Here is a 25176-nt window from a genome sequence, read left to right as displayed (position 1 = left end):
CCCGCTCACTCGCGCGGGCTCGCGCCGAAGCGCTCGGCGGCGAGCGCGGTGCCGCTCTCCTTCGCCGCGCTGGCCTCGGCGGCGGTGAGCGTCCGGTCGGCGGCACGGAAGCGCAGCGCGAAGGTCAGCGACTTCGAGCCCTCGGGGACGCCCGCACCGCGGTAGTCGTCGACCAGGCGGATCGCCTCGAGCAGCTCGCCGGCGCCCTCGGCGACGGCGGCCTGCAGGTCGGCCGCCGGCACGGCCACGGGCACGACCAGCGAGAGGTCCTGCGTCGCGGCGGGCAGCGCCCCGACCGGGCGCGCCACCACGAGGCGGCCGGCGCGGGCGATCAGCGGATCGAGGTCGAGCTCGACCACCGCCACGCGGTGCGGCAGGTCGAGGTCGTCGGCGAGCGACGGGAGCAGCTCGCCGGCGTGGCCGACCACGGCGCCGTCCAGCAGCACCTCGGCCGTGCGGCCCGGGTGCAGGGCGGCGTGCGAGCCCTGCCGGATCTCCAGCTGCACGCCCGAGGCCGCCGCGACGTCGCGGACGACGTCGAGCGCGTCGCGCCAGTCGAAGTCGCGCGCGGCCACTCCGGGCTGACGCTCGAGCGCCGAGCCCGTCAGCAGCGCGGCCACGTGCAGCGGCTGCCGCGGGATCCCCGCGTTCAGCGCCGCCTCGATCTCCGCGGACGGACGCGCGCCGGCGAGGGGCAGCCCCTCGGAGCCGAACGGAGCGCCGCTCTGCGGCAGGAAGACCGAGCCCATCTCGTAGACGGCCAGGTCGACGAGACCGCGCGAGCGGTTGCGGGCCGCGACCTGCACGAGTCCGGGGAGGAGGGAGAGCCGCAGCTGTCCCGCCGTCGCGTCCAGCGGGTTCGCCAGCGAGACCTGCTGCACCGGCGCGCCGTCGACGGAGCCGAAGCGGTCGTTGATCGAGCGGGAGAGGAACGGGTAGGACAGCACCTCGGTGAGCCCGGCGGCCGCCAGCGACTGCGCGACCGTCCGGCGCAGGCGCTGACCGGGCGTGAGGCCGCGACCGGGAGGCGCGACGGGGAGGATCGACGGGATGCGGTCGTACCCGGTGATCCGGGCGACCTCCTCCGCGAGGGTCGAGCGGTCGGTCAGGTCGGGCCGCCAGCTCGGCGGGGTGACGAGCAGGCCCGCTCCCCCGGCCTCGACGCTCGCGCCGATCTCGACCAGGGCGCCGCGGATCTCCTCGGGCGTGTACTCGAGGCCGATCAGGCCGGAGATGTAGCCGTCGGGCAGCTCGATCGCCGCAGCCGTGGCCGCGTCAGCGAGGACCGAGCCGAGCTCGTCGGCGGTGCCGCCCGCGAGCTCGACCAGCAGCTGCACCGCGCGCGCGGCGGCGACCGGTGCGACCAGCGGGTCCACGCCGCGCTCGAAGCGTCGCGAGGCCTCGCTCGGCAGCTTGTGCCGGCGGGCCGTGCGGGCGATCGAGACCGGATCGAAGTTCGCGGCCTCGATCAGGACGTCGGCGGTGGTGTCCGTGATCTCGGTGCGGGCACCGCCCATCACGCCGGCGAGCCCGATCGGCCCGCCGTCGTCGGTGATCAGGAGGTCCTCGTGGTGCAGGCGGCGGGTCTGGCCGTCGAGCGTCTCGAGCGTCTCGCCGACGCGAGCGCGGCGGACGACGATGCCGCCCTCCAGGCGCTCGAGGTCGTAGCCGTGCAGCGGCTGCCCGAGCTCGAACATGACGTAGTTGGTGATGTCGACGACCAGCGAGATCGAGCGCACGCCGGCCAGGCGCAGGCGCGCGATCATCCACGGCGGGGTCGGCAGCGACGGGTCGATGCCGCGCACCACGCGGGTCACGAAGACGGACGAGCCGACGCGGCCGCGGATCGGCGCCTCGTCCTCGACCGCGACGGGGAAGACGGGGGCGGAGTCGAGCCGCTCGGGCGCGGTGATCGCCAGCGCGGGGTCGCGGAAGTCGGCGCCGGTCGCGTGGGCGTACTCGCGGGCGATGCCGCGGATCGAGAAGGCGTAGCCGCGGTCCGGGGTCACGTTGACCTCGACGGCGGCGTCGTCCAGCCCGAGGAGCACGATCGCGTCGGTGCCGACCTCGGGGTCGATGCCGAGGCTCGCCAACCGGAGGATGCCCTCGTGGTCGTCGCCGAGGCCGAGCTCGCGGGTGGACGCGATCATCCCGTCGGACACGTGACCGTAGGTCTTCCGCGCCGAGATCGGGAACGGGCCGGGCAGCACGGCGCCGGGCAGCGAGACCACGACCTTGTCGCCGGCGGCGAAGTTGTGCGCTCCGCAGACGATGCCGCGGACGTCGTCGCCGCCGTCGGCCGCGCGCTCCCCCTCGGGCGCGACGCGGACGGTGCACCAGTTGATGGTCTTGCCGTTCTTCTGCGGCTCGGGCACGAGGTCGAGGACCTCGCCCACCACGACGGGGCCGGACACCTCGAAGCGGTGGACGTCCTCCTCCTCCAGGCCGACCGACACCAGGGCCGCGTGCACGGCCTCGGTCGTGACGCCCTGCTCGAGGTCGACGTACTCACCCAGCCAGCTCAGCGGGATGCGCATCAGATCACCATCCCGTACTGCTTGCTGAAGCGGACGTCGCCCTCGACCATGTCGCGCATGTCCTTCACGTCGTTGCGGAACATCAGGGTCCGCTCGATCCCCATCCCGAAGGCGAAGCCGGAGTACTCGTCCGGGTCGATGCCGACCGAGCGCAGGACGTTCGGGTTCACCATTCCGCAGCCGCCCCACTCGATCCAGCGGGCACCGCCGACGAAGGTCGGGTGCCAGATGTCGAGCTCGGCGCTCGGCTCGGTGAAGGGGAAGTAGTTGGGGCGCAGGCGGATCTTCGCCTCGTCGCCGAACAGGAGGCGGGCGACGTGCTCGAGGGTGCCGCGCAGGTGCGCCATCGTCAGGCCGCGGTCGACGGCGAGGCCCTCGAACTGCGTGAAGACAGGGGTGTGCGTGGCGTCGAGCTCGTCGGTGCGGTAGACGCGGCCGGGCGCGATCACGTAGATCGGCGGGGTGCGCTCGAGCATCGAGCGGATCTGCACCGGCGAGGTGTGGGTGCGCAGCACGAGGTGCGACTCGACCGGGTCGACGAAGAAGGTGTCCTGCATCGCGCGGGCCGGGTGGTCCTCGTCGAAGTTCAGCGCGTCGAAGTTGAACCACTCGTTCTCGAGCTCCGGCCCCTCCGCGATCTCCCAGCCCATGCCGACGAAGACGTCGGCGATCGACTCCTGGAGGAGCGAGAGCGGGTGGCGGGCGCCCTGGCGCACGAAGCTCGCGCCGGCGGTGACGTCGACGCGCTCGGCATCGAGTGCCGCGGCCTGCTCGGCCTCGACCAGCTCCGCCTCGCGCTCGGCGTACGCGTCGCCGACATGCTTGCGGGCGCCGCCCACGAGCTTGCCGGACGCCGCCTTGAACTCCGGCGGCACGGAGCGCATCAGCGCGTTCAGTCGGGCGAGGGCCGAGCCCTCGCCGAGGTGGGCGGTGCGGGCCGCCTTCAGGGCGGCGGAATCGGCGGCCGCGCGGATCGCGGTGAGCGCCTCCGCGGTCGCCGCCGAGACGGCCTCGTCGGTGATCGGGTTGCTGTCAGACACGATCCCCCAGTGTAGGGATGCCTCGCGCGGCCCGCTCGCTGCGGCGGGCGGACGCGCTCGCTCGCCGGCGCGGCCGGCGTATCGAGCGGGGAAGCCGCTTCGCGTTTCGGTGGTGAGGGAAAGGACGCAACTGCGCCGCGTCATGTTGGTCGAGTAGCCCCGCAGGGGCGTATCGAGACCCGCCGTTGCCAGCATGGGCGGTCTGCAGACTCGTCTTTTGACGATGATGGATCTCGATACGCCCGCTTTGCGGGCTACTCGATCAGCATGGCTTTCCTCTGCGGACTAGGTGATCGTTCCTCGGAGATTCGTCTCGACAAGGACGGGCTGCCGCCAGTCCTCCTCGCGGAGCGGTGGGTCTCGATACGCCCCTCCAGGGCTACTCGACCAGCATGTGTGCGGACACCGGGCAGGAACCCTGCAGATCGCCGATCGCCCTCGAGGCGAACGTGTGAATCGCGTACGAGCGATTCGCGCTAGCCGGACGCACGACGCTCTTCCCAGTGCGACCGCCTCGGTGGCCGACCGCGGTGGGGATCGCCGCAGGCGATCCCCACCATCGGATTCAGTCCTGGGCGGCGATCAGTGCCGTGTCGGTCGTCGCGCGGGCGGCCGGGTGGCCGGTGCCCTTGCGGCCGCCGGTCTTGGTGCGGATCTCGACCCACTTGGCGATGCCGGAGAGGATCAGGCAGATGCCGATGTAGATCGCGCCGACGACGATGGCGGCGGGGATGATCGGGCTGTCCAGGCTCGGCTGGTTGCCGAGGTAGCGGGCGTAGTAGAGCAGCTCGTTGTAGGTGATGATCGAGCCGAGCGCCGTGTCCTTGAGGGCGACGACGAGCTGGGCGATGATCACGGGCAGCATCGAGCGGATCGCCTGCGGGAAGAGGATGAGGCGCATGACGCCCGCCTTGCGCAGGCCGATCGCGTAGCCCGCCTCCTTCTGGCCGCGCGGGAGGGCCTCGATGCCGGCGCGGAAGATCTCGGAGAAGACGGAGCCGTTGTAGAGCGTGAGCGCGATGACCACGGCGAGGTACGGCGTCAGCTTGAGGCCGACGAACGGGAGCCCGTAGTACATCAGCATCATCAGGATGAGGACCGGGATGGCGCGGAACAGCTCGATGAAGAGCGTGACCGGGATGTTGATCCAGCGGCGGTCGGAGAGGCGGCCGATCGCCAGCAGCAGGCCGAGCACGATGCTCGCGACGCCGGCGGTGGCGAAGGCGGCGAGCGTCTGCCCGAGAGCGGCGCCGATGCTCTGCCAGACCAGCGGGTAGCCGAACGCCCGCCACTTGGCCGGCGAGAACTGGCCGGACTCGGCGAAGCGCCAGAGCACGAAGGCCAGCAGCGCCACGAGGACGAGGACGACGACGGCGCCGATGACGCGGTTGCGGGCGACCGCGCGGGGTCCGGGGTTGTCGAAGAGGACGGAGCTCATCGGGCGACCCTCCACTTCTTCTCGAGCTGACGTTGGAGGAGGGAGAGCGCGGTGACGAGGACCACGAAGACCAGGGCGACCCAGAGCACGACGATAAGGCTGTTCTCGCCGCGCTCGTTCAGCACGCGGACGATCGTCCCGGCCTCGGCGACCGAGAAGCCGGCGGCGACGGTGGTGTTCTTGAGGAGGGCGATCAGCACGCTCATCAGCGGTGGGATGACCGAGCGGAACGCCTGCGGCAGCACCACCTGGGTCATCGTGAGTCCGAAGTCGAGGCCGATCGCTCGAGCAGCCTCGGCCTGGCCGATCGGCACGGTGTTGATCCCGGAGCGGAGCACCTCGGCGACGTAGGTCGCGGTGTAGATGCTCAGGGCGGCGATCGCGAGGTTCGTGTACTCGACGTCCGGCAGGTCGAGCTTGGGGTAGCCGAAGGCGAAGAAGAACATCAGCAGCGTCAGCGGCGTGTTCCGGATGGTGTTGACGTAGACGGTGCCGACCGCTCGCGCGATCGGGACGGGCGAGACGCGCATCGCTCCGACCACGGTGCCGAGGAGGAGGGCGAAGACGAGCGACACGACGAACAGCAGCAGGGTGTTGCCGAACGCGGGGACGAACACGTCGAGGTTGTTCAGGAGAACATCCATGCTGCGTGCCCTTTCATCGGGGAGGTGGAAGCGGTCGCCGGTGCGGCGCGGGGCAGAGGAGGTCCCGGGGCGAGGCGCGACGCGCCGCCCCGGGACTCCTCAGGGGTGTCGGCCTAGTACGCGTCGACTGCGGGCTGCTCGACCGTGGTGCCGGACTGGCCGAGGGTCTCGTCGTAGATCGCGCTCCAGGTGTCACCGCCGTCGGTCAGCATCTCGTTGATGAAGCCGCGCAGTGCGGTGTCGTCCTTCGCGAGGCCGATGCCGTAGAGCTCGGTGCTGAAGGGCTCGCCGACGACCTTCAGGTCGTCCGGGCGCTGGGCGGCGTAGCCGATCAGGATCGCGCCGTCGGTGGTGACCGCGTCGACCTGGCCGTCGGCCAGGGCGTCGACGCACTGCGAGTAGGTGTCGAACTCCTCGGTCGGGACCTCGGGGTAGTTGGTGCGGATGTTCTGGATCGGGGTGGAGCCGGTCGCGGAGCACACGGTGGTGTCAGCCGAGAGGTCGTCCGGACCCGTGATGGTGTCGTTGTCCGCCGCGACCAGCAGCTGCTGCCCGGTCTCGAAGTACGGTCCGGCGAAGCCGACCTGCTCCTTGCGCTTGTCGGTGATCGAGTAGGTGCCGACGTAGTAGTCGATGTCGCCGTTCACGATCGACGCCTCGCGGTTGGCCGAGGGGATCGGCTGGTACTCGATCTTGTCCTCGGAGAAGCCGAGGGAGGCGGCGATCCACTTCGCGATCTCGATGTCGAAGCCGGAGCGCTCGCCGGTCGCGGCGTCGAGGTAGCCCAGACCGGGCTGGTCCTCCTTGACGCCGATGGTGACCGTGCCGTCCTCCGTCATGGCGTCGAAGGTCGGGCTGCCCTCGAGGGTGACGTCGGTCGCGACCTCGTAGGCCGCTCCGCTCCCCTCGGAGCCGGAGTCCGAGCCGCCGCCGGTGCCGGAGTCACCGGCGCAGCCGGCGAGGGTGAGGGCCGCTGCGGCGAGTCCCGCGGTCATGAACATGAGCTTGGTGCGCATGATCGTCCTTCCTGGGGTGTGGCCCGCTGGAGCGGGCGATGTCCGGTCGCTCCCGGGGGTTCGGGGGGCGACCTGTCGAACGGCGGCCGAGGCGGAGTCCGTCCGCGGCGCCGGAGACCTAGTGGGTGATCAGCTTCGAGAGGAAGTCCTTGGCGCGGTCGGTCCGGGGGGCGGTGAAGAACGACTCGGGGTCGGTGTCCTCGAGGATCTCGCCGTCGGACATGAAGACGACCCGGTGCGCGGCCTTCCGGGCGAAGCCCATCTCGTGGGTGACGACGATCATCGTCATGCCCTCTTCGGCGAGGCCGACCATGACGTCGAGGACCTCGTTGATCATCTCGGGGTCGAGCGCCGAGGTCGGCTCGTCGAAGAGCATCACCTTCGGCTTCATCGCGAGGGCGCGGGCGATGGCCACGCGCTGCTGCTGACCGCCGGAGAGCTGGGCGGGCGTCTTGCCCGCCTGGTGCCCGACGCCGACGCGGTCGAGCAGCGCCTGCGCCTCCGCCTCGGCCGCCTTCCGCGAGAGCTTGCGGACCTTGATCGGCCCGAGCGTGACGTTCTCGAGGATCGTCTTGTGCGCGAAGAGGTTGAAGGACTGGAAGACCATGCCGACGTCGGCGCGCAGGGCGGCGAGCCCCTTGCCCTCCTCCGGCAGCGTCTGACCGTCGATCGAGATCGTGCCGCCGGAGATGGTCTCCAGGCGGTTGATCGTGCGGCAGAGCGTGGACTTGCCCGACCCGGAGGGACCGAGGACCACGACCACCTCACCGCGGTTGATCGCCAGATCGATGTCCTTCAGCGCCTGGAACTCGCCGTAGTGCTTCTGGACCCCGTCGAGGACGACGAGGGGCTCGCGGGCGGCAGCGGACGATCGCCCGGCCTGGGAGGGTGCTTCCATTCCGTCAGAGAATCACACGGGCATGGGTGGGTCAAATCATGAGCGGATTCTTAACCAGAGCGCAACAACCGAGGCTCGCTCCCAGCCTCATACCATGCCGAGGTGGTCTTCTCTCAGTTCTGGCGTGAAACGTCTCAGGTCGACTGCGCGTCGGGTCGTCAGGAGCGGAGCGCGAAGGCGCTCTCGTAGAGGCAGACCGAGGCGGCGGTGGCGAGGTTCAGCGACTCCGCGGCGCCGTAGATCGGCACGGCCACGACGCCGTCCATCAGCTCGAGCGACTCGTCCTCGAGGCCGCGGGCCTCGTTGCCGAACACCCAGACCGTCGGCTGCGCGAGGTCGCCCCGGGCGCGCACGTCGAGCAGGCCCTCGCCCTTGACGTCGGCGGCGACGGCGCGAAGGCCCGCGGAGCGCAGCCGCTGCAGCACGTCGGGCAGCTCGGCGCCGACCGCGACGGGGAGGTGGAACAGCGAGCCCGTGGTCGAGCGGACGACCTTGGGGTTGTAGAGGTCGACCGAGCGGCCCGTCAGCACGACGGCGTCGGCGCCCGCGGCGTCGGCCGCGCGGATGATCGTGCCGAGGTTCCCGGGGTCGCGGACCTCCTCCAGCACGGCGACGAGGCGCGGCTCGGAGGCGACGACGTCCTTGAGCGAGGTCGGGAACTGCCGGCAGACGGCCACGAAGCCCTGCGGCGTGACGGTGTCGGCCATCGAGTCGAGGACGTCCTCGGTCACGTACTCGATCTCGACCTCGGCCTCCTCGGCCGCGGCGACGATCTCGGGGTGGCGCTCGAGCGCCGTGGGCGTCGCGAACGACTCCATCAGCAGCTCGGGCCGGTAGCGCAGCGCCTCGGACATCGCCTGCGGGCCCTCGAGGAGGAAGAGCCCCGACTCCTGCCGTGCCGGACGCCGGGTGAGCTTGGCGACGGAGCGGACACGGGGAGAACGGGGGTTGTCGAGCATGCGGCGAGCCTATCGGCGCACCGTCGCGGGGCCCGGTCGACACGTCGCCCGCGGGGAAGGCCGACCCGCGGGAACGCGGTCCTGCGAGAACCGGGTCCTGCGGGAACGACGAAGGGGGCCACGACTCTCGTCGTGACCCCCTCCGGGGAAGTGCTGCGGACTACGCGGCCTTCGGGGCCGAGGTGTCGGCGGGCAGTGCGGCCTTCGCGCTCGCCACGAGGGCGGTGAAGGTCGCGGGCTCGGTGATCGCGAGGTCAGCGAGGATGCGGCGGTCGACCTGGATGCCGGCCAGGGCGAGGCCCTGGATGAAGCGGTTGTAGGTCAGGCCGTTGGCGCGGGACGCGGCGTTGATGCGCTGGATCCAGAGGCGGCGGAACTCGCCCTTCTTCGCGCGGCGGTCGCGGTACGAGTAGACGAGGGAGTGGGTGACCTGCTCCTTGGCCTTGCGGTACAGACGCGAGCGCTGGCCGCGGTAGCCCTTGGCGCGCTCGAGGATGACGCGACGCTTCTTGTGGGCGTTGACCGCCCTCTTGACTCTTGCCATTTCTCTTTCTTCCTTACGATCCGGGTCGGTTGTCGAGGACTACGGCGGCAGCGGGCTGCCGCGGTGGTCGACTACAGGCCGAGAAGCTTCTTGGCGACCTTGGCGTCCTGCGGGGCGAGGACCTGGTCCTGGTTCAGGCGGCGGGTGCGCACGCTGGACTTCGACTCCAGGTTGTGACGCATGCCGGCCTGCTGCTTCATGAGCTTGCCGGAGCCCGTGACCTTGAAACGCTTCTTGGCACCCGAGTGGGTCTTCATCTTGGGCATGTTCTCTCCTTGTCGACGTCGCACGCGCACTCGGCGGGCGAAACTGGTGCCCCGCGAGCGGGGCGTCCACCGGCCCCGAGGACGGGGCGGCGAAGTATCAGACGGATTCGGACTCGGCCGATTCCTCTTCGGGGGTGTTGGCCTCGCGACGAGCGGCGCGGACGGCGTTCGCCTCGGCCTTCGCCTCGGACTTGTTCTTCAGCGGGCCGATGACCATCACCATGTTGCGACCGTCGATGGTCGGGGTGGACTCGACCTGGCCGAACTCGGACACGTCCTCCGCGAAGCGCTGCAGGAGCCGCACGCCCATCTCGGGGCGGGACTGCTCGCGACCGCGGAACAGGATCATGGCCTTGACCTTGTCACCGGCCTTCAGGAAGCCCTCGGCGCGCTTGCGCTTGGTCTCGTAGTCGTGCTTGTCGATCTTCAGGCGGAAACGGACCTCCTTGAGGATCGTGTTCGCCTGGTTGCGACGGGCTTCCTTGAGCTTCTGGGCCTGCTCGTACTTGAACTTCCCGTAGTCCATGATCTTGGCGACGGGAGGCTTGGAGTTGGGAGCAACCTCGACCAGATCCAGGTCTGCGTCCTGCGCGAGTCGCAGGGCGACCTCGATTTTCACGACGCCGACCTGTTCTCCGGCGGGACCCACGAGGCGGACCTCGGGGACGCGGATTCGGTCGTTGGTACGGGGATCGCTGATTGCGTTTCTCCTCTGATCTCGGTGAGTTGCTGCTCTGCGGCCGGATTCTTCGTCCGGCGCATCCCGAGAGAGGTGATTCCCTGTGCGAAGCGCGTCTACTGCGCTGCGCTGCACCCTACGACGCGCTCCCCGAGACGTGTCTCGAGGACCGCAGCCCTGCCCCCGTTGCCGGAGGCGGAGTGCTTCTGACCCGGTAACCTAGTGAAGCGGTCAAGCGCGGGTGGGAGAATCTCCACTTTCGAACCGAGGACATGCCTCGGAGCCCGCATCACCATAGCAGACTTCCGGCCGGAAGGGCAGCGGGCGGCGCCCGCCACTCGCCCTCCCCCGCGAGCGCCCCCTCGAGCACCGCCTCGGGGTCCTCGCGAGCGCCGGACTCACCGAACGAGGGACCCATGGCTCAGCACGACGACGACTACGCCCGACGGTTCGGCGACGACTCCGACGTGGGGGCGGCCCGCGACATCGCCGAGGTGCCGGCGGTCGAGATCATCACGACCGCCGCGGTGCACCTGATGAGCGCCGCCGCGGTGAAGTGCGGTCTGGCCGACGAGCCGGGCGCGCAGGTCGACCTCGACGAGGCGCGCAAGCTGATCAACGCCCTGGCCGGACTGGTCACGGCCGGTGCCCCCGACATCAGCGACATGCACGCGCGCAGCCTGCGCGACGGACTCCGGACGCTGCAGCTCGCCTTCCGCGAGGCCTCCCCGATCGCCGACCCGATCGGCAAGGGCCCCGGCGAGAAGTGGACCGGCCCGGTCACCTGAGTCGGGAGGCCCCGCGTCAGCTCGGAGGAGCGGACGCCAGCTGGAGGGTCATCGAGTCGACTCGGGCGGCGACGATCTCGTCGGCGGCCCAGCGCTCGCCCAGTCGCGCGACCAGCTCGCCGAGCGCCGCGCGGTCGAGGCCGGGCCGCAGCTCCAGCACGATGACGAGCTCCGGTCCCGTCAGCCGCTGACGGGCGTCGCCCGGCCGCACGGCGAGCGAGACGACGGCGTCCTCCCCCTCGGCGCTCGCCCGCAGCGCGGCGAGGACCTCCGGATCGGCCGGGCTCGACCGCCACGGCGAGCCCTCGGCGATCGCCCAGAGCGCGGGGCGCCGGACGGCGAACTCGTGCGGCGAGGCGGGGTCGAGGACCATCAGCTCGGTCTCCTCCGCCACTGCGGCCAGCGCCGCGCGCCGGCCGTCGACCGGGACGGGGCGTGCGAGGCGGTCCCAGCGCCGCATCGCCTCGACGTCGCTGAAGACCGGGAGCACGGTGCGGCCGTCCGGACCGGCGACCGTCACGATCGAGAGCTCCTGCGACTTGTCGGCACGCAGGCCGTCGACACCCTCGGCCTCCTCGCCGAGCTTTGCGACCAGCGGGATGAGCAGGCGCGAGACGCGCAGCGCGTCGACCACCTCCTCCGGGCCCGCGTCGCCGGCGCCGAACGAGCGAAGGGCCCGGACCAGGGCCTCGGGCGCGCTGCCGTCGTCGTCCGTCGAGGCGCTCTGCTCGAAGTGGCGGCCGGCCCACGGGGTCCCGGCCGAGTCGGTCAGGTGCGCGGGGAGCGCCCGGCCCTCACCCGAGGGCGATCCGGTCACTCGGAGGCGACGTCGAGCGCCTCGGCGAGCGTGAACGCTCCGGCGTAGAGCGCCTTGCCGACGATCGCGCCCTCGAGGCCCTGCGGCACGAGGTCGCGGAGCGCGGCGATGTCGTCGAGGTTGGAGATGCCGCCCGAGGCGATGACGGGGCGGTGGGTGCGCGCCATGACCTGCTCGAGCAGCTCGAGGTTCGGGCCCTTGAGGGTGCCGTCCTTGGTGACGTCGGTGACGACGTAGCGGGTGCAGCCGGCCTCCTCGAGGCGCTCGAGGACCTGCCAGAGGTCGCCGCCCTCCTTGGTCCAGCCGCGGGCCGCGAGGGTGGTGCCGCGCACGTCGAGGCCGACGGCGATCTGGTCGCCGTACTGCGCGATGACGCTGGCGGCCCACTCCGGGTTCTCCAGGGCGGCGGTGCCGAGGTTGATGCGCTTCGCCCCGGCGTTGAGCGCGGACTCCAGGCTGCGGTCATCGCGGATGCCGCCGGAGAGCTCGACGTTGACGCCCTTGACCTGGCGGATGACCTTCTTCATGATGCCGTGGTTGTCACCGCGGCCGAAGGCGGCGTCGAGGTCGACGAGGTGGATCCACTCCGCGCCCTGGTCGGCCCAGTCGCCGGCCGCGTCGATCGGGTCGCCGTAGTTCGTCTCGGTACCCGCCTCGCCCTGCGTCAGGCGGACGGCCTTGCCGCCGGCCACGTCGATCGCGGGGAGAAGGACCAGGCCCGGGGCCTTGGTGAACTCGCTCATCGTCATCCTCAGTCTCGGAGCTGGTGCGGCCGCGGCTCCACCGGAGCCGCCGACCACCGGCCGATCCTAGTTCGTGCGGAGCCCGCCCAGCCAATTCGAGAGCAGGCGCAGGCCCGCGGCGCCGGACTTCTCGGGGTGGAACTGCGTCGCCGAGAGCGGGCCGTTCTCCACCGCGGCGATGAAGGGGCCGCCGTGGTCGGCCCAGGTGACGGCCGGACGCGGGAACGGCGGCATGACGTCCAGCGTCCACTCCCGGGCGCCGTACGAGTGCACGAAGTAGAAGCGCTCGTCCTCGATGCCGTCGAACAGCCGCGAGCCGGTCGGCACCGCGACGGTGTTCCAGCCCATGTGCGGCACGACCTCGGCGGGGAGCAGGTCGACCGTCCCCGGCCACTCCCCCAGGCCCTCGCTCTCGACGCCGCGCTCGACGCCGCGCTCGAAGAGCACCTGCATCCCGACGCAGATGCCGAGCACCGGGCGACCGCCGGCGAGGCGCTTCTCGATGATCTCGCCACCGCGCGCCGCGGTCAGCGCCGACATCACCGCACTGAACGCGCCGACCCCCGGGACCAGCAGGCCGTCGGCCTCGAGGGCGCGGGTGCGGTCGGAGGTCAGCTCGACGTCGGCGCCGGCGAGCTCGAGCGCCTTGACGGCCGAGTGGACGTTGCCGGAGCCGTAGTCGTAGACGACGACGGACGGCCGGGCGCCGCTCACAGCGCGCCCTTCGTCGACGGCACCCCGGCGACCAGCGGGTCGAAGGCCTTGGCCTGGCGGAACGCCCGCGCGAACGCCTTGAACTCGGCCTCGGCGATGTGGTGCGGGTCGCGCCCGCCGAGCACGGTGACGTGCACGGTCAGGCCGGCGTTGAAGGCGATCGCCTCGAAGACGTGGCGGACCATCGATCCGGTGAAGTGGCCGCCGATCAGGTGCAGCGCGAAGCCCTCCGGCTCGCCGCCGTGCACGAGGTAGGGGCGGCCGGAGATGTCGACCACGGCCTGGACGAGCGCCTCGTCGAGCGGCACGAGGGCGTCGCCGAAGCGGGAGATGCCGGCCTTGTCGCCGAGCGCCTGCTTGATCGCGGTGCCGAGCACGATGCCGATGTCCTCGGCGGTGTGGTGGATGTCGATCTCGATGTCGCCGGTGGCGCGGACGGTCAGGTCGGTCAGCGAGTGCTTCGCGAACGCCGTCAGCAGGTGGTCGAAGAAGGGCACGCCGGTGGAGAGGTCCGCGACACCGGTGCCGTCGAGGTCGATCGACAGCTCGATGCTCGACTCGCTGGTGGCACGACGGAGGGAGGCGGTGCGCCCGGGAGCGGCGCTCGAGGAGGTCATGGTCTCCAGTGTATTCGGGGGCCGCCGACCCTCCGGGCGGCTACTCGCGGGCCAGGGCGACCGCGGGGTCCACCGACGGGGCGGGCAGCGCGGCGACCGCCTCGAGGAAGGCGGTTGTCTCGGCCTCGGTGCCCGCGCTCACCCGCAGGTGGTTCGGGATGCCGACGTCGCGGATCAGGATGCCGCGGGCGAGGAGCGCCTCGAACATCGCGCCGGGGTCGGCGACGCCGCCGAAGAGGACGAAGTTGCTGCCGGTCTCGTGCGGGGTGTAGCCGCGCTCGCGCAGTCCGTCGATCATCCGGTCGCGCTGGACGATGATCTCGCCGACCATCGCGAGCATCTCGTCCGCGTGGGCGAGCGCCGCGGTCGCGGCCGCCTGGGTCAGCGCGGAGAGGTGGTACGGCAGGCGCACCAGGCGGAGAGCGTCGACGACGGCGGGGTCCGCGGCGAGGTAGCCGAGGCGGACGCCGGCGAAGGCGAAGGCCTTGCTCATCGTGCGGGAGACGAGCAGGCGCGGGCGGCCCTCGAGCAGGCTGAGGGCGGTCGGCGCGTCGCGTCCGGCGAACTCGGCGTAGGCCTCGTCGACGACGACGATGCCGTCGGTCGCGTCGTAGACGGCGGCGATCGTCTCGAGGTCGAGCGGGGTTCCGGTGGGGTTGTTCGGCGCGCAGAGGAAGACGATGTCGGGGCTCTCGCGGCGCACCGCGGCGGCGGCGTACGAAGCCGACACGCGGAAGTCGGCCTCGCGCTCGACGCCGATCCAGCGCGTGCCGCTGCCCGAGGCGAGGATCGAGTACATCGAGTAGGTCGGCGAGAAGCCGAGCAGCGACCGTCCGGGGCCGCCGAAGGCCTGCAGGATGTGCTGGAGCACCTCGTTCGAGCCGTTGGCGGCCCAGATCGAGTCGGCGGTCAGGCCGTGGCCGAGGTAGCCGGCCAGGGAGTCGCGCAGCTCCCGGAACTCGCGATCGGGGTAGCGGTTCACCGTGCGGAGGGCGACGGACACCCGCTCGACGATGTCGGCGATGACGTCGTCGGGAACGGGGTGGGTGTTCTCGTTGACGTTGAGGGCCACGGGCACGACGGCCTGCGGAGCGCCGTAGGGCTGCTGACCGCGCAGGCCGTCGCGGAGGGGGAGATCGTCGAGAGTCGTCACCCCGGAATGGTACCGGGGCACTCGATGCGCTCGATCAGTCCGCGAGGTCGTACTGCGCCGGGATCGCGAGGCGCTGCCCGGGCTCGAGGCCGGCGTTCGCCAGCTGGTTGAGCGACTGGATGTCGTAGACGACGTCGCGCGGGTCGGAGTCCGGTGCGAGCTCCTCCGCGAGGGACCAGAGGGACTCGCCGGCGCGGACGGTGACGTACTGGAACTCGACGTCGGCGCTCTCGCCCGAGGCGACGGCTCCGCCGCCGTTGAGTCCGAAGACGAAGGCGCCCGCGACGAGGGGCAGGGCGCCGAGCGTCGCGAGGACGGCGCGGCCACGACGGGTCAGGCGCAAGCGGGTGCGCGCACCGGGCTGCTCGGCAGCGGTGACGTGCTGTGCGGAGCTCTGGTGCTGCGCGATGGTGGAGGGCTGTGCGGTCATGGTGATCGCTCCTTTCAGCAGGGGTTCGGGCCGGGTCCTCGGCCGGGAGGACCCGGTCCGAACCTCTGTTCCGAATATATCTTCGAATACCGCGCCGGGCAAGACCCGGTCGCGTCGCATCCGTTGCCGGATCGCGCGACACACTCGAACGAATGTTTCGAACGCGGACCCCCGCCGGATACAGTTTCGAGAGTCCGCAGTCAGTACAGCAGCGACCACCGACATCGGTGCTCGACGCGGACGGAGAGGGCGCGCACGCGGCGTGCGCACCGAGAGAGGGACGATCGTGAGCGACGCGCAGACGGCCGGGGCGAAGGCGGCCAGGACGACGACTCCGGCGCCGAAGGCGAAGGCGGCGAAGCCCGCGGCGGGCCGCCGCCGGAAGAACCTCAGCGCGAAGCAGCTCGCGATCCTCGACGCCATCCAGCGCTCGGTGTCCAGCCGCGGCTATCCGCCGAGCATGCGCGAGATCGGCGACGCCGTCGGGCTCGCCTCGCTCTCCAGCGTGACCCACCAGCTCAACCAGCTCGAGCTGAGCGGCTACCTGCGCCGCGATCCCAACCGCCCCCGGGCGCTCGAGATCCTCATCGACGTGCCGAGCTCGACCGAGGACGACGGCTCGTTCGAGTCGACGGCGACGGTCGCCGACGCGGCGATGGTGCCGCTGGTGGGCCGGATCGCGGCCGGCGTGCCGATCATGGCGGACCAGCAGATCGACGAGGTCTTCCCGCTCCCCCGCCAGCTGGTCGGCAAGGGCGAGCTGTTCATGCTCAAGGTGGTCGGCGAGTCGATGATCGACGCCGCCATCTGCGACGGCGACTGGGTCGTCGTCCGCTCGCAGCGCACCGCGGAGAACGGCGAGATCGTCGCCGCGATGCTCGACGGCGAGGCGACCGTCAAGGTCCTCCGCCAGCGCGACGGCCACACCTGGCTGCTCCCCCGCAACTCCAACTTCGAGCCGATCCTCGGCGACGAGGCCGAGGTCCTCGGCAAGATCGTCGCGGTGCTCCGCTCCGTCTGACGCGGCGGCGCACACGCGCAGGAGGGGCGGACGGCATCGAGCCGTCCGCCCCTCCTGCATTCACCGGGACGCACGGCGAGCAGCTCGCGCAGCGTGACGACGAAGCGCCCGCGACCGCGGAGGTGATCCGTGGTCGCGGGCGCTTCGGGCGCGGGTGCCGGCTCCGCCGCTACGCCTCGACGGCGGCGACGGGGGCCGCGAACTCACCCAGCGAGCCGGCCAGGTCCTCGTGCACGAGCGCGTGGACGTGCGTGCCGCCCTCGACGTACTGCGTCGAGAGGATCCGGCCGTTGCGGTGCAGCGCGGAGACCACGTCGCCGCGGTCGTAGGGCACGAGCAGGTCGATCTCGATCTGCGGCTCCGGCAGGATCTCGGCGATCTTCGCCTGGAGCTCGTCCATCCCCTCGCCGGTGCGCGCCGACACGAAGACGGCGCCGGGGGCGAGACCCCGCAGCACGAGCCGCTGGCCCTCGTCGACGAGATCGGACTTGTTGAACGCGATGATCTCGGGGATGCTCCGTGCGCCCACCTCGCCGATGACGTCGCGGACCGTCGCGATCTGCCCCGCGGGGTCCGGGTGCGAGGCGTCGACGACGTGGACGATGATGTCCGAGTCGGTGACCTCCTCCAGGGTCGAGCGGAACGCCTCCACCAGCTGGTGCGGCAGGGCGCGCACGAAGCCGACGGTGTCGGCGAGCGTGTAGCCGCGCCCGTCCGGGGTCTCGGACTTGCGGATCGTCGCGTCGAGGGTCGCGAAGAGCGAGTTCTCGACGAGCACGCCCGCGTGCGTCATCCGGTTGAGCAGGCTGGACTTGCCGGCGTTGGTGTAGCCGGCGATGGCGACCGACGGCACCGCGTTGCGCTTGCGGTTGGCGCGCTTCGCCTCCCGGGCGGGCTTCATCGCGGTGATCTGCTTGCGCAGGCGCGCCATGCGGGTGTGGATGCGGCGGCGGTCGAGCTCGATCTTCGTCTCACCCGGGCCACGCGAGCCCATGCCGGCGCCGGCGCCGACCTGGCCGCCGGCCTGGCGGGACATCGACTCGCCCCAGCCGCGCAGGCGCGGCAGCAGGTACTCGAGCTGCGCGAGCTCGACCTGCGCCTTGCCCTCGCGGCTCGTGGCGTGCTGGCTGAAGATGTCGAGGATGACGGCCGTGCGGTCGATGACCTTGACCTTCACCACGTCCTCCAGCGAGCGGCGCTGGCTCGGAGCCAGCTCGGTGTCGGCGACGACCGTGTCGGCGCCGAGGGCGGCGACGAGCCCGGCGAGCTCCTCCGCCTTGCCCTTGCCCAGGTAGGTGCTCGGGTCGGGGTGCGGCCGGCGCTGCAGCAGGCCGTCGAGGACGGTCGCTCCCGCGGTCTCGGCCAGGGCGGCGAGCTCGTGCAGCGAGTTCTCCGCGTCCTCGATCGAGCCCTGCGAGTAGACGCCGATCAGCACCACGTTCTCGAGGCGCAGCTGGCGGTACTCGACCTCGGTGACGTCCTCGAGCTCGGTCGAGAGGCCGGCCACGCGCCGCAGCGCCTGCCGGTCCTCGCGATCGAACTGATCGCCGTCGCTGGTCTGCTCGGCGTCGCGCTCGACGTCGCCTCCGGCGCTCTGCAGCGCCTGGGCTCCGCCCGCGACGAACCGCGAATATCCCGACGAGCGCGACTGCGCGTTCGCCAGGACCCGCGAGACGACGTCCACGGCCTCGGTCGTGTCGGTCTCGTTCAGGTCTTCCGTCATCCGGATAACACTAACTCCTCAGCTGTTGATAAGTTCACTTCTCATGGCCGCCGAGCACTACTTCACCAGCACTCCCGACGGCGACCTCCGACCCCGGAGGATCAGCGCCCGGATCGCCGGCCGCGACCTCGAGGTCACGACCGCCGGCGGGGTGTTCAGCCCCGGCCACGTCGATCTCGGCACCCGGGTCCTGCTGGACGCGGTCCCCGACGCCCCCGCGAGCGGGGACCTCCTGGATCTCGGCTGCGGCTGGGGACCGATCTCGCTCGCCCTGGCGCTCGGCTCCCCCGACGCCCGGGTGTGGGCGGTCGACGTCAACCAGCGGGCGCTCGAGCTCGTCCGCCGCAACTGCGCAGAACTCGGTGTCTCCAACGTCAACGCCGTGCTGCCCGAGGATGTTCCCGAGGACGTCCGCTTCGCCGCCGTCTGGTCGAACCCGCCGATCCGGGTCGGCAAGGCCGAGCTGCACGCGCTGCTCGAGCGCTGGCTGCCGCGCCTCGAGCCCGATGCGGAGGGCTGGCTCGTCGTGCAGCGCAACCTCGGCGCCGACTCGCTGCTGACCTGGCTGACCGAGACGTTCGAGGGCCGGCTCGAGGTCGATCGGATCTCCTCGGCCAAGGGCTTCCGCGTCATCCGCACCACGCGCACCGCCTGATCGCAGGAGTCGGCCGCGCGCGCCGGAACGGATCGGTGCCGCGCCGGTCGATCGATCGCTCGACCGGCCGATCCCGAGCTAGTCGATCCGGATCGTGCCGGTGTAGACGAGGTCGGCCGGGCCGGACAGGCCGACGTGCTCGCCCTCCTCGGTCGGGAACATCGTGACGCCCAGCGTGCCGCCGGGGACCTCCACGCGCCAGGACTGCGGAGCGCGCGCTCCGGCCCAGTAGCGCACGGCGAGGGCCGCCGCGGCGGCGCCCGTACCGCAGCTGAGCGTCTCGCCGCTGCCGCGCTCGTGGACGCGCATCCGGATCCGGCCGATGCCGTCGTGCACCAGCGGCTCGCCCGGCACGACGAACTCGACGTTCGCCCCGTCGGCCGGCTCCGGCTCGATCTGCGGGATGTAGCTGAGGTCGGCCTCGTCGAGCTCCTCGTCGTTGCTCAGCGCGACGACGATGTGCGGGTTGCCGAGGTCGAGCCCGAGACCGGGACGCGGCACCTTCAGCTCCTTGGCCCGCACGAGCGGCTCGCCGCCGGCCAGCTCCCAGCGGCCGAGGTCGACCTGGAAGCCGGCGCCGCTGCGGGTGACGTCGCGGACCCCGGCGCGCGTGCCGATGGGGAGGGTGTCGCCCTGCTCGAGGGCCGCGAGACCGCCGGCGAGCAGGAACGCCGCGTAGACGCGGATGCCGTTGCCGCACATCTCGGCGATCGAGCCGTCGGCGTTGCGGTAGTCCATGAACCACTCCGCCTCCGGCTCCTGCTCGAGGGCGGCGGCACCGTCGGCGAGGGACCGGGAGCGGACCGCGCGGATGATGCCGTCGGCACCGACGCCGAAGTGCCGGTCGCAGATCATCGCGATCTGCGCGGGCGAGAGGTCGACCTCACCGTCCGGGTCGCTGAAGAGCACGAAGTCGTTGCCGGTGCCCTGGCCCTTGGTGAAGTGCAGCTCGATCGTCATGGCGCTCAGCCTACCGAGGCGCTCGAGCCCCGACCTGGGCGAGGGCGAGCGCCTGCTCGAGGAGGTCCGGAGCGTCGAACGGGAGCCAGTGCGCCGCCTGGTAGCGGCGGAACCAGCTGTTCTGCCGGCGGGCGTAGCGGCGGGTGAGCGCCTGGGTGGAGGCGACGGCCTCCGCTTCGGTCAGCTCCCCCGAGCGCTGTGCGAGCGCCTGGGCGTAGCCGATGGCGCGGCTGGCGGTGACGCCCCGCTCGATGCCGAGCGGCACGAGGCGCTCGACCTCGTCGAGCATGCCGCCCGCCCACATCCGCTCGACGCGGCGGTCGAGCCGCTCGACGAGCACGTCCCGCGGCGCGGCCAGCGCGAGGACCGTGCTCGGGCGCCACGGGACGGGGGTGTCCGACATCAGCGCGCTGTTCGGCGAGCCGGTGAGCTCGGTGATCTCGAGAGCACGCACGATCCGTCGGACGTTGTGCGGGCCGATCCGGGCGGCGACCTCGGCGTCGACGGCGCGGAGCCGCTCGAAGAGCACCGCGGACCCCTCGCGCTCGGCCGTCTCCTCGAGGGACCGCCGGAGCGCGGGGTCGGTGCCGGCGAAGGAGAACTCGAAGATCACGCTCGAGACGTACAGACCGGACCCGCCGACGAGGATCGGGGTCGCGCCGCGCGCGAGGACACCGTCGATCACCGCGCGGGCCTCGCGCTGGTACCGGGCGACGGAGGCGTCCTCGGTGACGTCGAGGACGTCGAGCAGGTGGTGCGGAACGCCCTGGCGTTCCTCCGGCGGGAGCTTCGCGGTCCCGATGTCCATGCCGCGGTAGAGCTGCATCGCGTCGGCGTTGACGACCTCCGCGGCACCGCCGGACGCGCGGATCGAGCCGGCGAGGGCGAGCGAGAGGTCGGACTTGCCGGTGCCCGTGGCGCCGACGACGGTGAGGAGGGCGGGCGCCGCCCGCTCAGCGCTCGCCATCGAGAACGTCGTAGATCGGCGTGGTCAGTGTCTCCGGCGCGACCGGCGTGATCGGGCGGAGGCGGAGCGACGGCAGGCCGAGCGAGACCTTCGGTGCGCCGCTGGCGCCCGGAGCCGCAGGGACTCCGCACGACTCCGCCTGCGCGCGGTCCCAGGCGTCGCCGGCGCGAGTGCGGCGGACCTGCAGCGGAGCACCGTCGGTCGAGTCGGCGATCAGGTAGAAGGGTGCGGCGCGGGTGACCTCGACGCTGACGACGTCGCCCGGGCGCGGCTGCTCGGAGCCGGCGGGCACATCGAAGTGCACCAGGCGGCTGTCCTCGGCGCGGCCGCTGAGGCGGTGCGTCGTGCTGTCGCGGCGGCCTTCGCCGGTCGCGACGAGCACCTCCACCCGGCGCCCGACGACCGTGCGGTTCTCGCTCTCGCTGATCGAGTCCTGCAGCGCGGCCAGGCGCTCGAAGCGCTCCTGGACGACCGCCTTCGGGATCTGGTCGGGCAGCGTCGCCGCGGGCGTCCCCGGGCGGATGGAGTACTGGAAGGTGAAGGCGGAGGCGAAGCGGGCCGCCTCGACCACACGGAGGGTCTCCTGGAAGTCGGCCTCGGTCTCACCGGGGAAGCCGACGATGATGTCGGTGCTGATCGCCGCGTGCGGGATCCGGCCGCGGACGCGGTCGAGGATCCCGAGGAAGCGCTCGGAGCGGTAGGAGCGGCGCATCGCCTTGAGGATGCGGTCGGAGCCGGACTGCAGCGGCATGTGCAGCTGCGGCATGACGGCCGGCGTCTCGGCCATCGCGTCGATGACGTCGTCGGTGAAGGCGGCCGGGTGCGGGCTGGTGAAGCGGATCCGCTCGAGGCCCTGGATCGTGCCCGCGGCGCGGAGCAGCTTCGAGAACGCCTGCCGGTCGCCGAACTCGACGCCGTAGGAGTTCACGTTCTGGCCGAGGAGGGTCACCTCGATCGCGCCGTCGTCGACGAGCGCCTGGATCTCGGCGAGCACGTCGCCGGGACGGCGGTCCTTCTCCTTGCCGCGCAGGGCGGGGACGATGCAGAAGGTGCAGGTGTTGTTGCAGCCGACGGAGATGGAGACCCAGCCGCTGTACGTCGAGTCGCGCTTGGTCGGCAGCGTCGAGGGGAAGACGTCGAGCGACTCGAGGATCTCGAGCTGGGCCTCGTCGTTGTGCCGGGCCCGCTCGAGCAGTCTCGGCAGCGCCCCCATGTTGTGCGTCCCGAAGACGACGTCGACCCACGGAGCCTTCTCGAGGATGACGTTCTTGTCCTTCTGCGCGAGGCAGCCGCCGACGGCGATCTGCATCCCCTCGTGCCGGCGCTTGACCGAGGCGAGGTGGCCGAGGTTGCCGTAGAGCTTGTTGTCCGCGTTCTCGCGGACCGCGCAGGTGTTGATGACGACGATGTCGGCCTCGGCGCCGTCGGCCGAGACGTAGCCGGCCGCCTCGAGCGAGCCGCTGAGCCGCTCGGAGTCGTGGACGTTCATCTGGCAGCCGAAGGTGCGGACCTCGTAGGTCCTCGGCCGCGCATCGACGAGGGGGGAGGTCACCGGACCGAGCGTGCTCATGGTGTGCGATTCTACGCGCCGCTCCGGCCGCCTCTCGGCGACCGGGCGGCGCGGTCGTTCAGCGGAAGCGGACGCTCGAGCCGGGCTTGCGCACCGTCTCGCGGACGACGCGCTGGACCAGTGCGCCGGCGTAGCCGCGACGCGCGAGGAACCCGGAGAGGCGGCGCTCCGCGACCTCGTCGGAGAGCGACCGCAGGCTCGGCAGGCGCTTGCGCGCGAGCTCCATCGCCGTGCGGTACTCGTCGTCGCCGTCGAACTCGTCCAGCGCGGTCGCGATCGCGTCGGGGTCGAGCTTGCGGGCGCGCAGCTCCTGCATGATCGACGAGCGCCCGAGCTTCTTGCGCTCGCGCAGCTGGATCACCAGCGACTCCGCCATCTTGTAGTCGTCGAGGTAGCCGAAGCGGGTGAAGCGCTCGAGGATGTCGATCGCGTCCTTCTCGGCGACGCCCTCGGTGTAGAGGCGCGCCTCGACCTCGGCGACCGAGAGGCTCTTGCGCGACAGGCCGCGGACGATGCGGTCGGCGATCTGCTCGGGGTCGGGCTCCTCGGGGAGATCCTCCGCGAAGGAGTCCTCCTCCGGGGAGTCGTCCTCTGCGACGTCCGCCGCGGAGTCGTCCGATCGGGACGACCGGCCCGGAGCCCTCGAGGGCGCGGCGTCCCGCCGCGCGACGTGCGCCGAGAGCTCCGCGATCGCGTCGACGGCGGGCTCGACCGCCTCGGCGGCCGCCCCGTCGTCCTTGACCCAGGGGAGGAAGGCCACGGGCCGACCCTGTGCCCCCTCCGCAGCCTTCTCCCCCACGGGCTAGGCGCCCTTGCGGACGGGCGGCTTGGTCTCGCGGACCGGCTGCTTCGTCTCGATCGCGACCGGGGCGGCGTCGACCACGGCGTTCGGGTCGGCGACGACGCCGAGCTTGATCAGGATGCGCTTCTCGATCTCCGCCGCGATGTCCGGGTTGTCGATGAGGAACTGGCGCGCCTTCTCCTTGCCCTGGCCGAGCTGGTCGCCGTCGTAGGTGTACCAGGCGCCCGACTTGCGGACGATCTCGTGCTCGACACCGAAGTCGATCAGGCTGCCCTCGCGGGAGATACCGATGCCGTAGAGGATGTCGAACTCGGCCTGCTTGAACGGCGGCGCCATCTTGTTCTTGACGACCTTGACGCGAGTGCGGTTTCCGACCGCGTCGGTGCCGTCCTTCAGCGTCTCGATGCGGCGGATGTCGAGGCGGACCGACGCGTAGAACTTCAGCGCCTTGCCGCCCGCGGTGGTCTCGGGGCTGCCGAAGAAGACGCCGATCTTCTCGCGGAGCTGGTTGATGAAGATCATCGTGGTGTTCGTGGTGTTCAGGCCACCGGTGAGCTTGCGGAGGGCCTGCGACATCAGGCGGGCCTGGAGGCCGACGTGCGAGTCGCCCATCTCGCCCTCGATCTCGGCGCGGGGCACGAGCGCTGCGACGGAGTCGATGACGATGAGGTCGATGGAGCCGGAGCGCACGAGCATGTCGGCGATCTCGAGCGCCTGCTCGCCCGTGTCCGGCTGCGAGACGAGGAGCGAGTCGATGTCGACGCCGAGCTTCTTGGCGTACTCGGGGTCGAGCGCGTGCTCCGCATCGATGAAGGCCGCGATGCCGCCGTTGCGCTGGGCGTTGGCGATCGCGTGCAGGGTCAGCGTGGTCTTTCCCGAGGACTCGGGGCCGTAGATCTCGACGATGCGGCCGCGCGGGAGTCCGCCGATCCCGAGCGCGACGTCGAGCGCGATCGAGCCGGTCTGGATCACCTCGACGGGGGCGCGGTCGTCGCTGCCGAGGCGCATGACGGCGCCCTTGCCGAACTGGCGGTCGATCTGGGCGAGTGCGGTCTCGAGGGACTTCTCGCGGTCTGAGGAACTGGGCATGGCCGTCTCGCTCTCGTGTCGTGGTGGTATCGCCTACAGGCTGTCGTGTCGTACCGGAGCCGTTCGCGGGCGAGTGCCCCTGAATGCGGTCCCGGCCGGTTGCGACAAGGCGGTGAAGCAGTCCGTGTGACTGATGTCGACGGTAGGCCCGACCACCGACATCGGCGCCGAGCCGGACCGCTTCTGTGGAGACGGAGGCGATCCTGCTTCTGGTGAGGAGCTTAGACCCGTTCGAACAGGGATTCGATGGTGGCGCGCCCGGCGTGTCGAACACGACTTCGGGCGGCGGGCGACAGCGCGAGCCGCCCGGCGTCAGTGCCGGCGCTTCGCCGGGTCGATCCCGTGCCAGCGGCCCTCGGGGACGTCGTTGGCGCGGCACAGCGCGATCCAGACCTCTCGGGGCTCCGCGCCGTCGCGGAGGGCCTTCTGCGCGGTCCTCCCGCCGAGCTCGGTCAGCACGAGGTCGGAGACGAGGACGCGCGCGTACGCGTCGCCGAACTCGTCATCGACCAGCTGCTGGAACTCGCTCAGGCGCATGCGTCCACGGTAACAAGCCGAACCGGGGCGGAAGCCTGGAGGGTTCGGGCGGGTGCGTCTCCGGGAACGATGAAGGGCGCCGGAGCCGGAGCTCGGGCGCCCTTCGCGAGGTGCGGTGCGGTGGGTGGGAAGAGGACGGATCCGCTACTGCGAGACGAGGTCCGCGTCGAATCCGGCGACCATGTCGGCCGGGATGGTGTCGGGGATCGTGTCGATCCCCTCGATGACCGCGAGACGGTCGCCGACCTCGCGCATGATCACCGAGATCGGAGTGTCGAGCGCATCGGCCACCGAAGCGAGGATCTCGGACGACGCCTCCTTCTGACCGCGCTCGACCTCGCTGAGGTAGCCGAGAGCGACACTCGCCTTGCTCGCCACCTGGCGCAGGGTGCGACCTTTCTGCAGGCGAAAGTCCCTGAGGACATCGCCGATCTCCTGACGAACTAGAACCACTGGACCCTCCTTCTCCACGTCAACCGCTTCTCGCGCACCGCTTCGAGGAATGCCGGAGCATCGGGTTCGAAGGGGATGTGTACGAGAGAGCCGGATAGCTGTTCACTACCCGGCTC

General features: G+C 71.4%; 27 protein-coding genes. 3 read left to right on the top strand and 24 right to left on the bottom strand.

Going from position 1 to position 25176, the window contains the following annotated elements:
• Positions 1–5: 5 nt before the first annotated feature.
• The 10 genes from pheT to infC form a co-directional block, all read right to left on the bottom strand.
• Entirely contained in the window at positions 6–2537 is a 2532-nt protein-coding gene (gene pheT / locus EDF43_RS20330) for a phenylalanine--tRNA ligase subunit beta (protein ID WP_132438234.1), read from the bottom strand.
• On the bottom strand, positions 2537–3577 hold the full coding sequence (gene pheS, locus EDF43_RS20325; protein WP_132438235.1) for a phenylalanine--tRNA ligase subunit alpha: 1041 nt from the start codon (positions 3575–3577) through the stop codon (positions 2537–2539). The genes pheT and pheS overlap by 1 nt, the downstream gene beginning before the upstream one ends.
• Positions 3578–4142: 565 nt before the next feature.
• Positions 4143–5015, bottom strand: coding sequence for an amino acid ABC transporter permease (locus EDF43_RS20320; RefSeq protein WP_132438236.1), 873 nt, complete (start codon positions 5013–5015; stop codon positions 4143–4145).
• Positions 5012–5659, bottom strand: coding sequence for an amino acid ABC transporter permease (locus tag EDF43_RS20315; protein ID WP_123444515.1), 648 nt, complete (start codon positions 5657–5659; stop codon positions 5012–5014). The genes EDF43_RS20320 and EDF43_RS20315 overlap by 4 nt, the downstream gene beginning before the upstream one ends.
• Before the next feature lie 113 nt (positions 5660–5772).
• A complete protein-coding gene (locus EDF43_RS20310) occupies positions 5773–6675 on the bottom strand; it encodes a glutamate ABC transporter substrate-binding protein (protein ID WP_132438237.1) in 903 nt (300 codons plus the stop codon).
• Positions 6676–6793: 118 nt separating this feature from the next.
• Complete coding sequence (locus EDF43_RS20305; protein WP_132438238.1) at positions 6794–7573, bottom strand: amino acid ABC transporter ATP-binding protein; 780 nt, start codon at positions 7571–7573, stop codon at positions 6794–6796.
• Between the two features lie 158 nt (positions 7574–7731).
• Complete coding sequence (locus EDF43_RS20300) at positions 7732–8532, bottom strand: RNA methyltransferase (protein WP_123444518.1); 801 nt, start codon at positions 8530–8532, stop codon at positions 7732–7734.
• A gap of 160 nt (positions 8533–8692) precedes the next feature.
• A complete protein-coding gene (gene rplT / locus EDF43_RS20295; protein ID WP_123444519.1) occupies positions 8693–9076 on the bottom strand; it encodes a 50S ribosomal protein L20 in 384 nt (127 codons plus the stop codon).
• A 71-nt stretch (positions 9077–9147) separates the two neighbouring features.
• Positions 9148–9342, bottom strand: a complete 195-nt coding sequence (gene rpmI / locus EDF43_RS20290) for a 50S ribosomal protein L35 (RefSeq protein WP_056042364.1) — start codon at positions 9340–9342, stop codon at positions 9148–9150.
• 97 nt (positions 9343–9439) lie between these two features.
• Positions 9440–10042 (bottom strand): translation initiation factor IF-3, encoded by a 603-nt coding sequence (infC, locus tag EDF43_RS20285; RefSeq protein ID WP_123444546.1) that lies wholly within the window; start codon positions 10040–10042, stop codon positions 9440–9442.
• Between the two features lie 395 nt (positions 10043–10437).
• Here infC and EDF43_RS20280 point away from each other — a divergent pair, with 395 nt between their 5' ends.
• Entirely contained in the window at positions 10438–10809 is a 372-nt protein-coding gene (locus EDF43_RS20280; protein ID WP_132438239.1) for a DUF1844 domain-containing protein, read from the top strand.
• Between the two features lie 16 nt (positions 10810–10825).
• Here EDF43_RS20280 and EDF43_RS20275 read toward each other — a convergent pair whose 3' ends face one another.
• The 6 genes from EDF43_RS20275 to EDF43_RS20250 form a co-directional block, all read right to left on the bottom strand.
• On the bottom strand, positions 10826–11626 hold the full coding sequence (locus EDF43_RS20275; protein ID WP_243646378.1) for an SseB family protein: 801 nt from the start codon (positions 11624–11626) through the stop codon (positions 10826–10828).
• Complete coding sequence (gene priA, locus EDF43_RS20270) at positions 11623–12369, bottom strand: bifunctional 1-(5-phosphoribosyl)-5-((5-phosphoribosylamino)methylideneamino)imidazole-4-carboxamide isomerase/phosphoribosylanthranilate isomerase PriA (RefSeq protein ID WP_123705565.1); 747 nt, start codon at positions 12367–12369, stop codon at positions 11623–11625. Before priA ends, EDF43_RS20275 begins: the two co-directional genes overlap by 4 nt.
• 66 nt (positions 12370–12435) lie before the next feature.
• Positions 12436–13083: an imidazole glycerol phosphate synthase subunit HisH gene (gene hisH, locus EDF43_RS20265; RefSeq protein ID WP_132438240.1), complete on the bottom strand. Its 648-nt coding sequence runs from the start codon at positions 13081–13083 to the stop codon at positions 12436–12438.
• Positions 13080–13700, bottom strand: coding sequence for an imidazoleglycerol-phosphate dehydratase HisB (gene hisB / locus EDF43_RS20260; RefSeq protein ID WP_123444522.1), 621 nt, complete (start codon positions 13698–13700; stop codon positions 13080–13082). Before hisB ends, hisH begins: the two co-directional genes overlap by 4 nt.
• A 40-nt stretch (positions 13701–13740) precedes the next feature.
• Positions 13741–14853 carry a histidinol-phosphate transaminase gene (locus EDF43_RS20255; protein ID WP_132438241.1) on the bottom strand — a complete coding sequence of 371 codons (1113 nt, stop codon included), beginning with the start codon at positions 14851–14853 and terminating at the stop codon, positions 13741–13743.
• Between the two features lie 34 nt (positions 14854–14887).
• Positions 14888–15283, bottom strand: a complete 396-nt coding sequence (locus EDF43_RS20250; protein WP_132438242.1) for a LysM peptidoglycan-binding domain-containing protein — start codon at positions 15281–15283, stop codon at positions 14888–14890.
• 286 nt (positions 15284–15569) lie between these two features.
• Between EDF43_RS20250 and lexA the strand changes: the two genes are divergently transcribed.
• Positions 15570–16304, top strand: a complete 735-nt coding sequence (gene lexA / locus EDF43_RS20245; RefSeq protein WP_132438243.1) for a transcriptional repressor LexA — start codon at positions 15570–15572, stop codon at positions 16302–16304.
• 169 nt (positions 16305–16473) lie between these two features.
• Here the strand turns inward: lexA and hflX are convergent, their stop codons facing one another.
• On the bottom strand, positions 16474–18027 hold the full coding sequence (gene hflX, locus EDF43_RS20240; RefSeq protein ID WP_132438244.1) for a GTPase HflX: 1554 nt from the start codon (positions 18025–18027) through the stop codon (positions 16474–16476).
• Between the two features lie 43 nt (positions 18028–18070).
• Here hflX and EDF43_RS20235 point away from each other — a divergent pair, with 43 nt between their 5' ends.
• A complete protein-coding gene (locus EDF43_RS20235; RefSeq protein ID WP_132438245.1) occupies positions 18071–18682 on the top strand; it encodes a methyltransferase in 612 nt (203 codons plus the stop codon).
• A 78-nt stretch (positions 18683–18760) separates the two neighbouring features.
• Here the strand turns inward: EDF43_RS20235 and dapF are convergent, their stop codons facing one another.
• The 7 genes from dapF to EDF43_RS20200 all read right to left on the bottom strand — a co-directional run bounded on the left by dapF (position 18761) and on the right by EDF43_RS20200 (position 25060).
• Positions 18761–19642: a diaminopimelate epimerase gene (gene dapF / locus EDF43_RS20230; protein ID WP_123733937.1), complete on the bottom strand. Its 882-nt coding sequence runs from the start codon at positions 19640–19642 to the stop codon at positions 18761–18763.
• Positions 19643–19652: 10 nt separating this feature from the next.
• Positions 19653–20609, bottom strand: coding sequence for a tRNA (adenosine(37)-N6)-dimethylallyltransferase MiaA (gene miaA / locus EDF43_RS20225; protein ID WP_132438246.1), 957 nt, complete (start codon positions 20607–20609; stop codon positions 19653–19655).
• Entirely contained in the window at positions 20596–22179 is a 1584-nt protein-coding gene (miaB, locus tag EDF43_RS20220) for a tRNA (N6-isopentenyl adenosine(37)-C2)-methylthiotransferase MiaB (protein ID WP_132438247.1), read from the bottom strand. Before miaB ends, miaA begins: the two co-directional genes overlap by 14 nt.
• A 58-nt stretch (positions 22180–22237) precedes the next feature.
• A complete protein-coding gene (locus tag EDF43_RS20215; RefSeq protein ID WP_165909214.1) occupies positions 22238–22939 on the bottom strand; it encodes a regulatory protein RecX in 702 nt (233 codons plus the stop codon).
• A 42-nt stretch (positions 22940–22981) separates the two neighbouring features.
• On the bottom strand, positions 22982–24070 hold the full coding sequence (recA, locus tag EDF43_RS20210) for a recombinase RecA (protein WP_123444530.1): 1089 nt from the start codon (positions 24068–24070) through the stop codon (positions 22982–22984).
• Between the two features lie 312 nt (positions 24071–24382).
• Entirely contained in the window at positions 24383–24607 is a 225-nt protein-coding gene (locus tag EDF43_RS20205) for a DUF3046 domain-containing protein (protein WP_123444531.1), read from the bottom strand.
• A 144-nt stretch (positions 24608–24751) separates the two neighbouring features.
• Positions 24752–25060 carry a helix-turn-helix transcriptional regulator gene (locus tag EDF43_RS20200; protein ID WP_123704950.1) on the bottom strand — a complete coding sequence of 103 codons (309 nt, stop codon included), beginning with the start codon at positions 25058–25060 and terminating at the stop codon, positions 24752–24754.
• Positions 25061–25176 lie beyond the last annotated feature (116 nt).

The organism is Rathayibacter sp. PhB179 (assembly GCF_004345345.1).
Classification (GTDB): domain Bacteria; phylum Actinomycetota; class Actinomycetes; order Actinomycetales; family Microbacteriaceae; genus Rathayibacter; species Rathayibacter festucae.
Note: the sequence above shows the minus strand (reverse complement) of the source record. Positions and strands in the feature narration are given on the sequence as shown.

Bases quoted from the DNA above. Each gene is read 5' to 3' on its own strand.
- EDF43_RS20315 (WP_123444515.1), bottom strand. From the start codon at position 5,659: ATGGATGTTCTCCTGAACAACCTCGACGTGTTCGTCCCCGCGTTCGGC.
- hisB (WP_123444522.1), bottom strand. From the start codon at position 13,700: ATGACCTCCTCGAGCGCCGCTCCCGGGCGCACCGCCTCCCTCCGTCGT.
- dapF (WP_123733937.1), bottom strand. From the start codon at position 19,642: ATGACGATCGAGCTGCACTTCACCAAGGGCCAGGGCACCGGCAACGAC.
- pheT (WP_132438234.1), bottom strand. From the start codon at position 2,537: ATGCGCATCCCGCTGAGCTGGCTGGGTGAGTACGTCGACCTCGAGCAG.
- miaB (WP_132438247.1), bottom strand. From the start codon at position 22,179: ATGAGCACGCTCGGTCCGGTGACCTCCCCCCTCGTCGATGCGCGGCCG.
- rpmI (WP_056042364.1), bottom strand. From the start codon at position 9,342: ATGCCCAAGATGAAGACCCACTCGGGTGCCAAGAAGCGTTTCAAGGTC.
- EDF43_RS20205 (WP_123444531.1), bottom strand. From the start codon at position 24,607: ATGCGCCTGAGCGAGTTCCAGCAGCTGGTCGATGACGAGTTCGGCGAC.
- priA (WP_123705565.1), bottom strand. From the start codon at position 12,369: ATGAGCGAGTTCACCAAGGCCCCGGGCCTGGTCCTTCTCCCCGCGATC.
- EDF43_RS20250 (WP_132438242.1), bottom strand. From the start codon at position 15,283: ATGACCGCACAGCCCTCCACCATCGCGCAGCACCAGAGCTCCGCACAG.
- recA (WP_123444530.1), bottom strand. From the start codon at position 24,070: ATGCCCAGTTCCTCAGACCGCGAGAAGTCCCTCGAGACCGCACTCGCC.
- miaA (WP_132438246.1), bottom strand. From the start codon at position 20,609: ATGGCGAGCGCTGAGCGGGCGGCGCCCGCCCTCCTCACCGTCGTCGGC.
- EDF43_RS20300 (WP_123444518.1), bottom strand. From the start codon at position 8,532: ATGCTCGACAACCCCCGTTCTCCCCGTGTCCGCTCCGTCGCCAAGCTC.
- rplT (WP_123444519.1), bottom strand. From the start codon at position 9,076: ATGGCAAGAGTCAAGAGGGCGGTCAACGCCCACAAGAAGCGTCGCGTC.
- EDF43_RS20310 (WP_132438237.1), bottom strand. From the start codon at position 6,675: ATGCGCACCAAGCTCATGTTCATGACCGCGGGACTCGCCGCAGCGGCC.
- hflX (WP_132438244.1), bottom strand. From the start codon at position 18,027: ATGACGGAAGACCTGAACGAGACCGACACGACCGAGGCCGTGGACGTC.
- EDF43_RS20235 (WP_132438245.1), top strand. From the start codon at position 18,071: ATGGCCGCCGAGCACTACTTCACCAGCACTCCCGACGGCGACCTCCGA.
- EDF43_RS20280 (WP_132438239.1), top strand. From the start codon at position 10,438: ATGGCTCAGCACGACGACGACTACGCCCGACGGTTCGGCGACGACTCC.
- EDF43_RS20305 (WP_132438238.1), bottom strand. From the start codon at position 7,573: ATGGAAGCACCCTCCCAGGCCGGGCGATCGTCCGCTGCCGCCCGCGAG.
- EDF43_RS20320 (WP_132438236.1), bottom strand. From the start codon at position 5,015: ATGAGCTCCGTCCTCTTCGACAACCCCGGACCCCGCGCGGTCGCCCGC.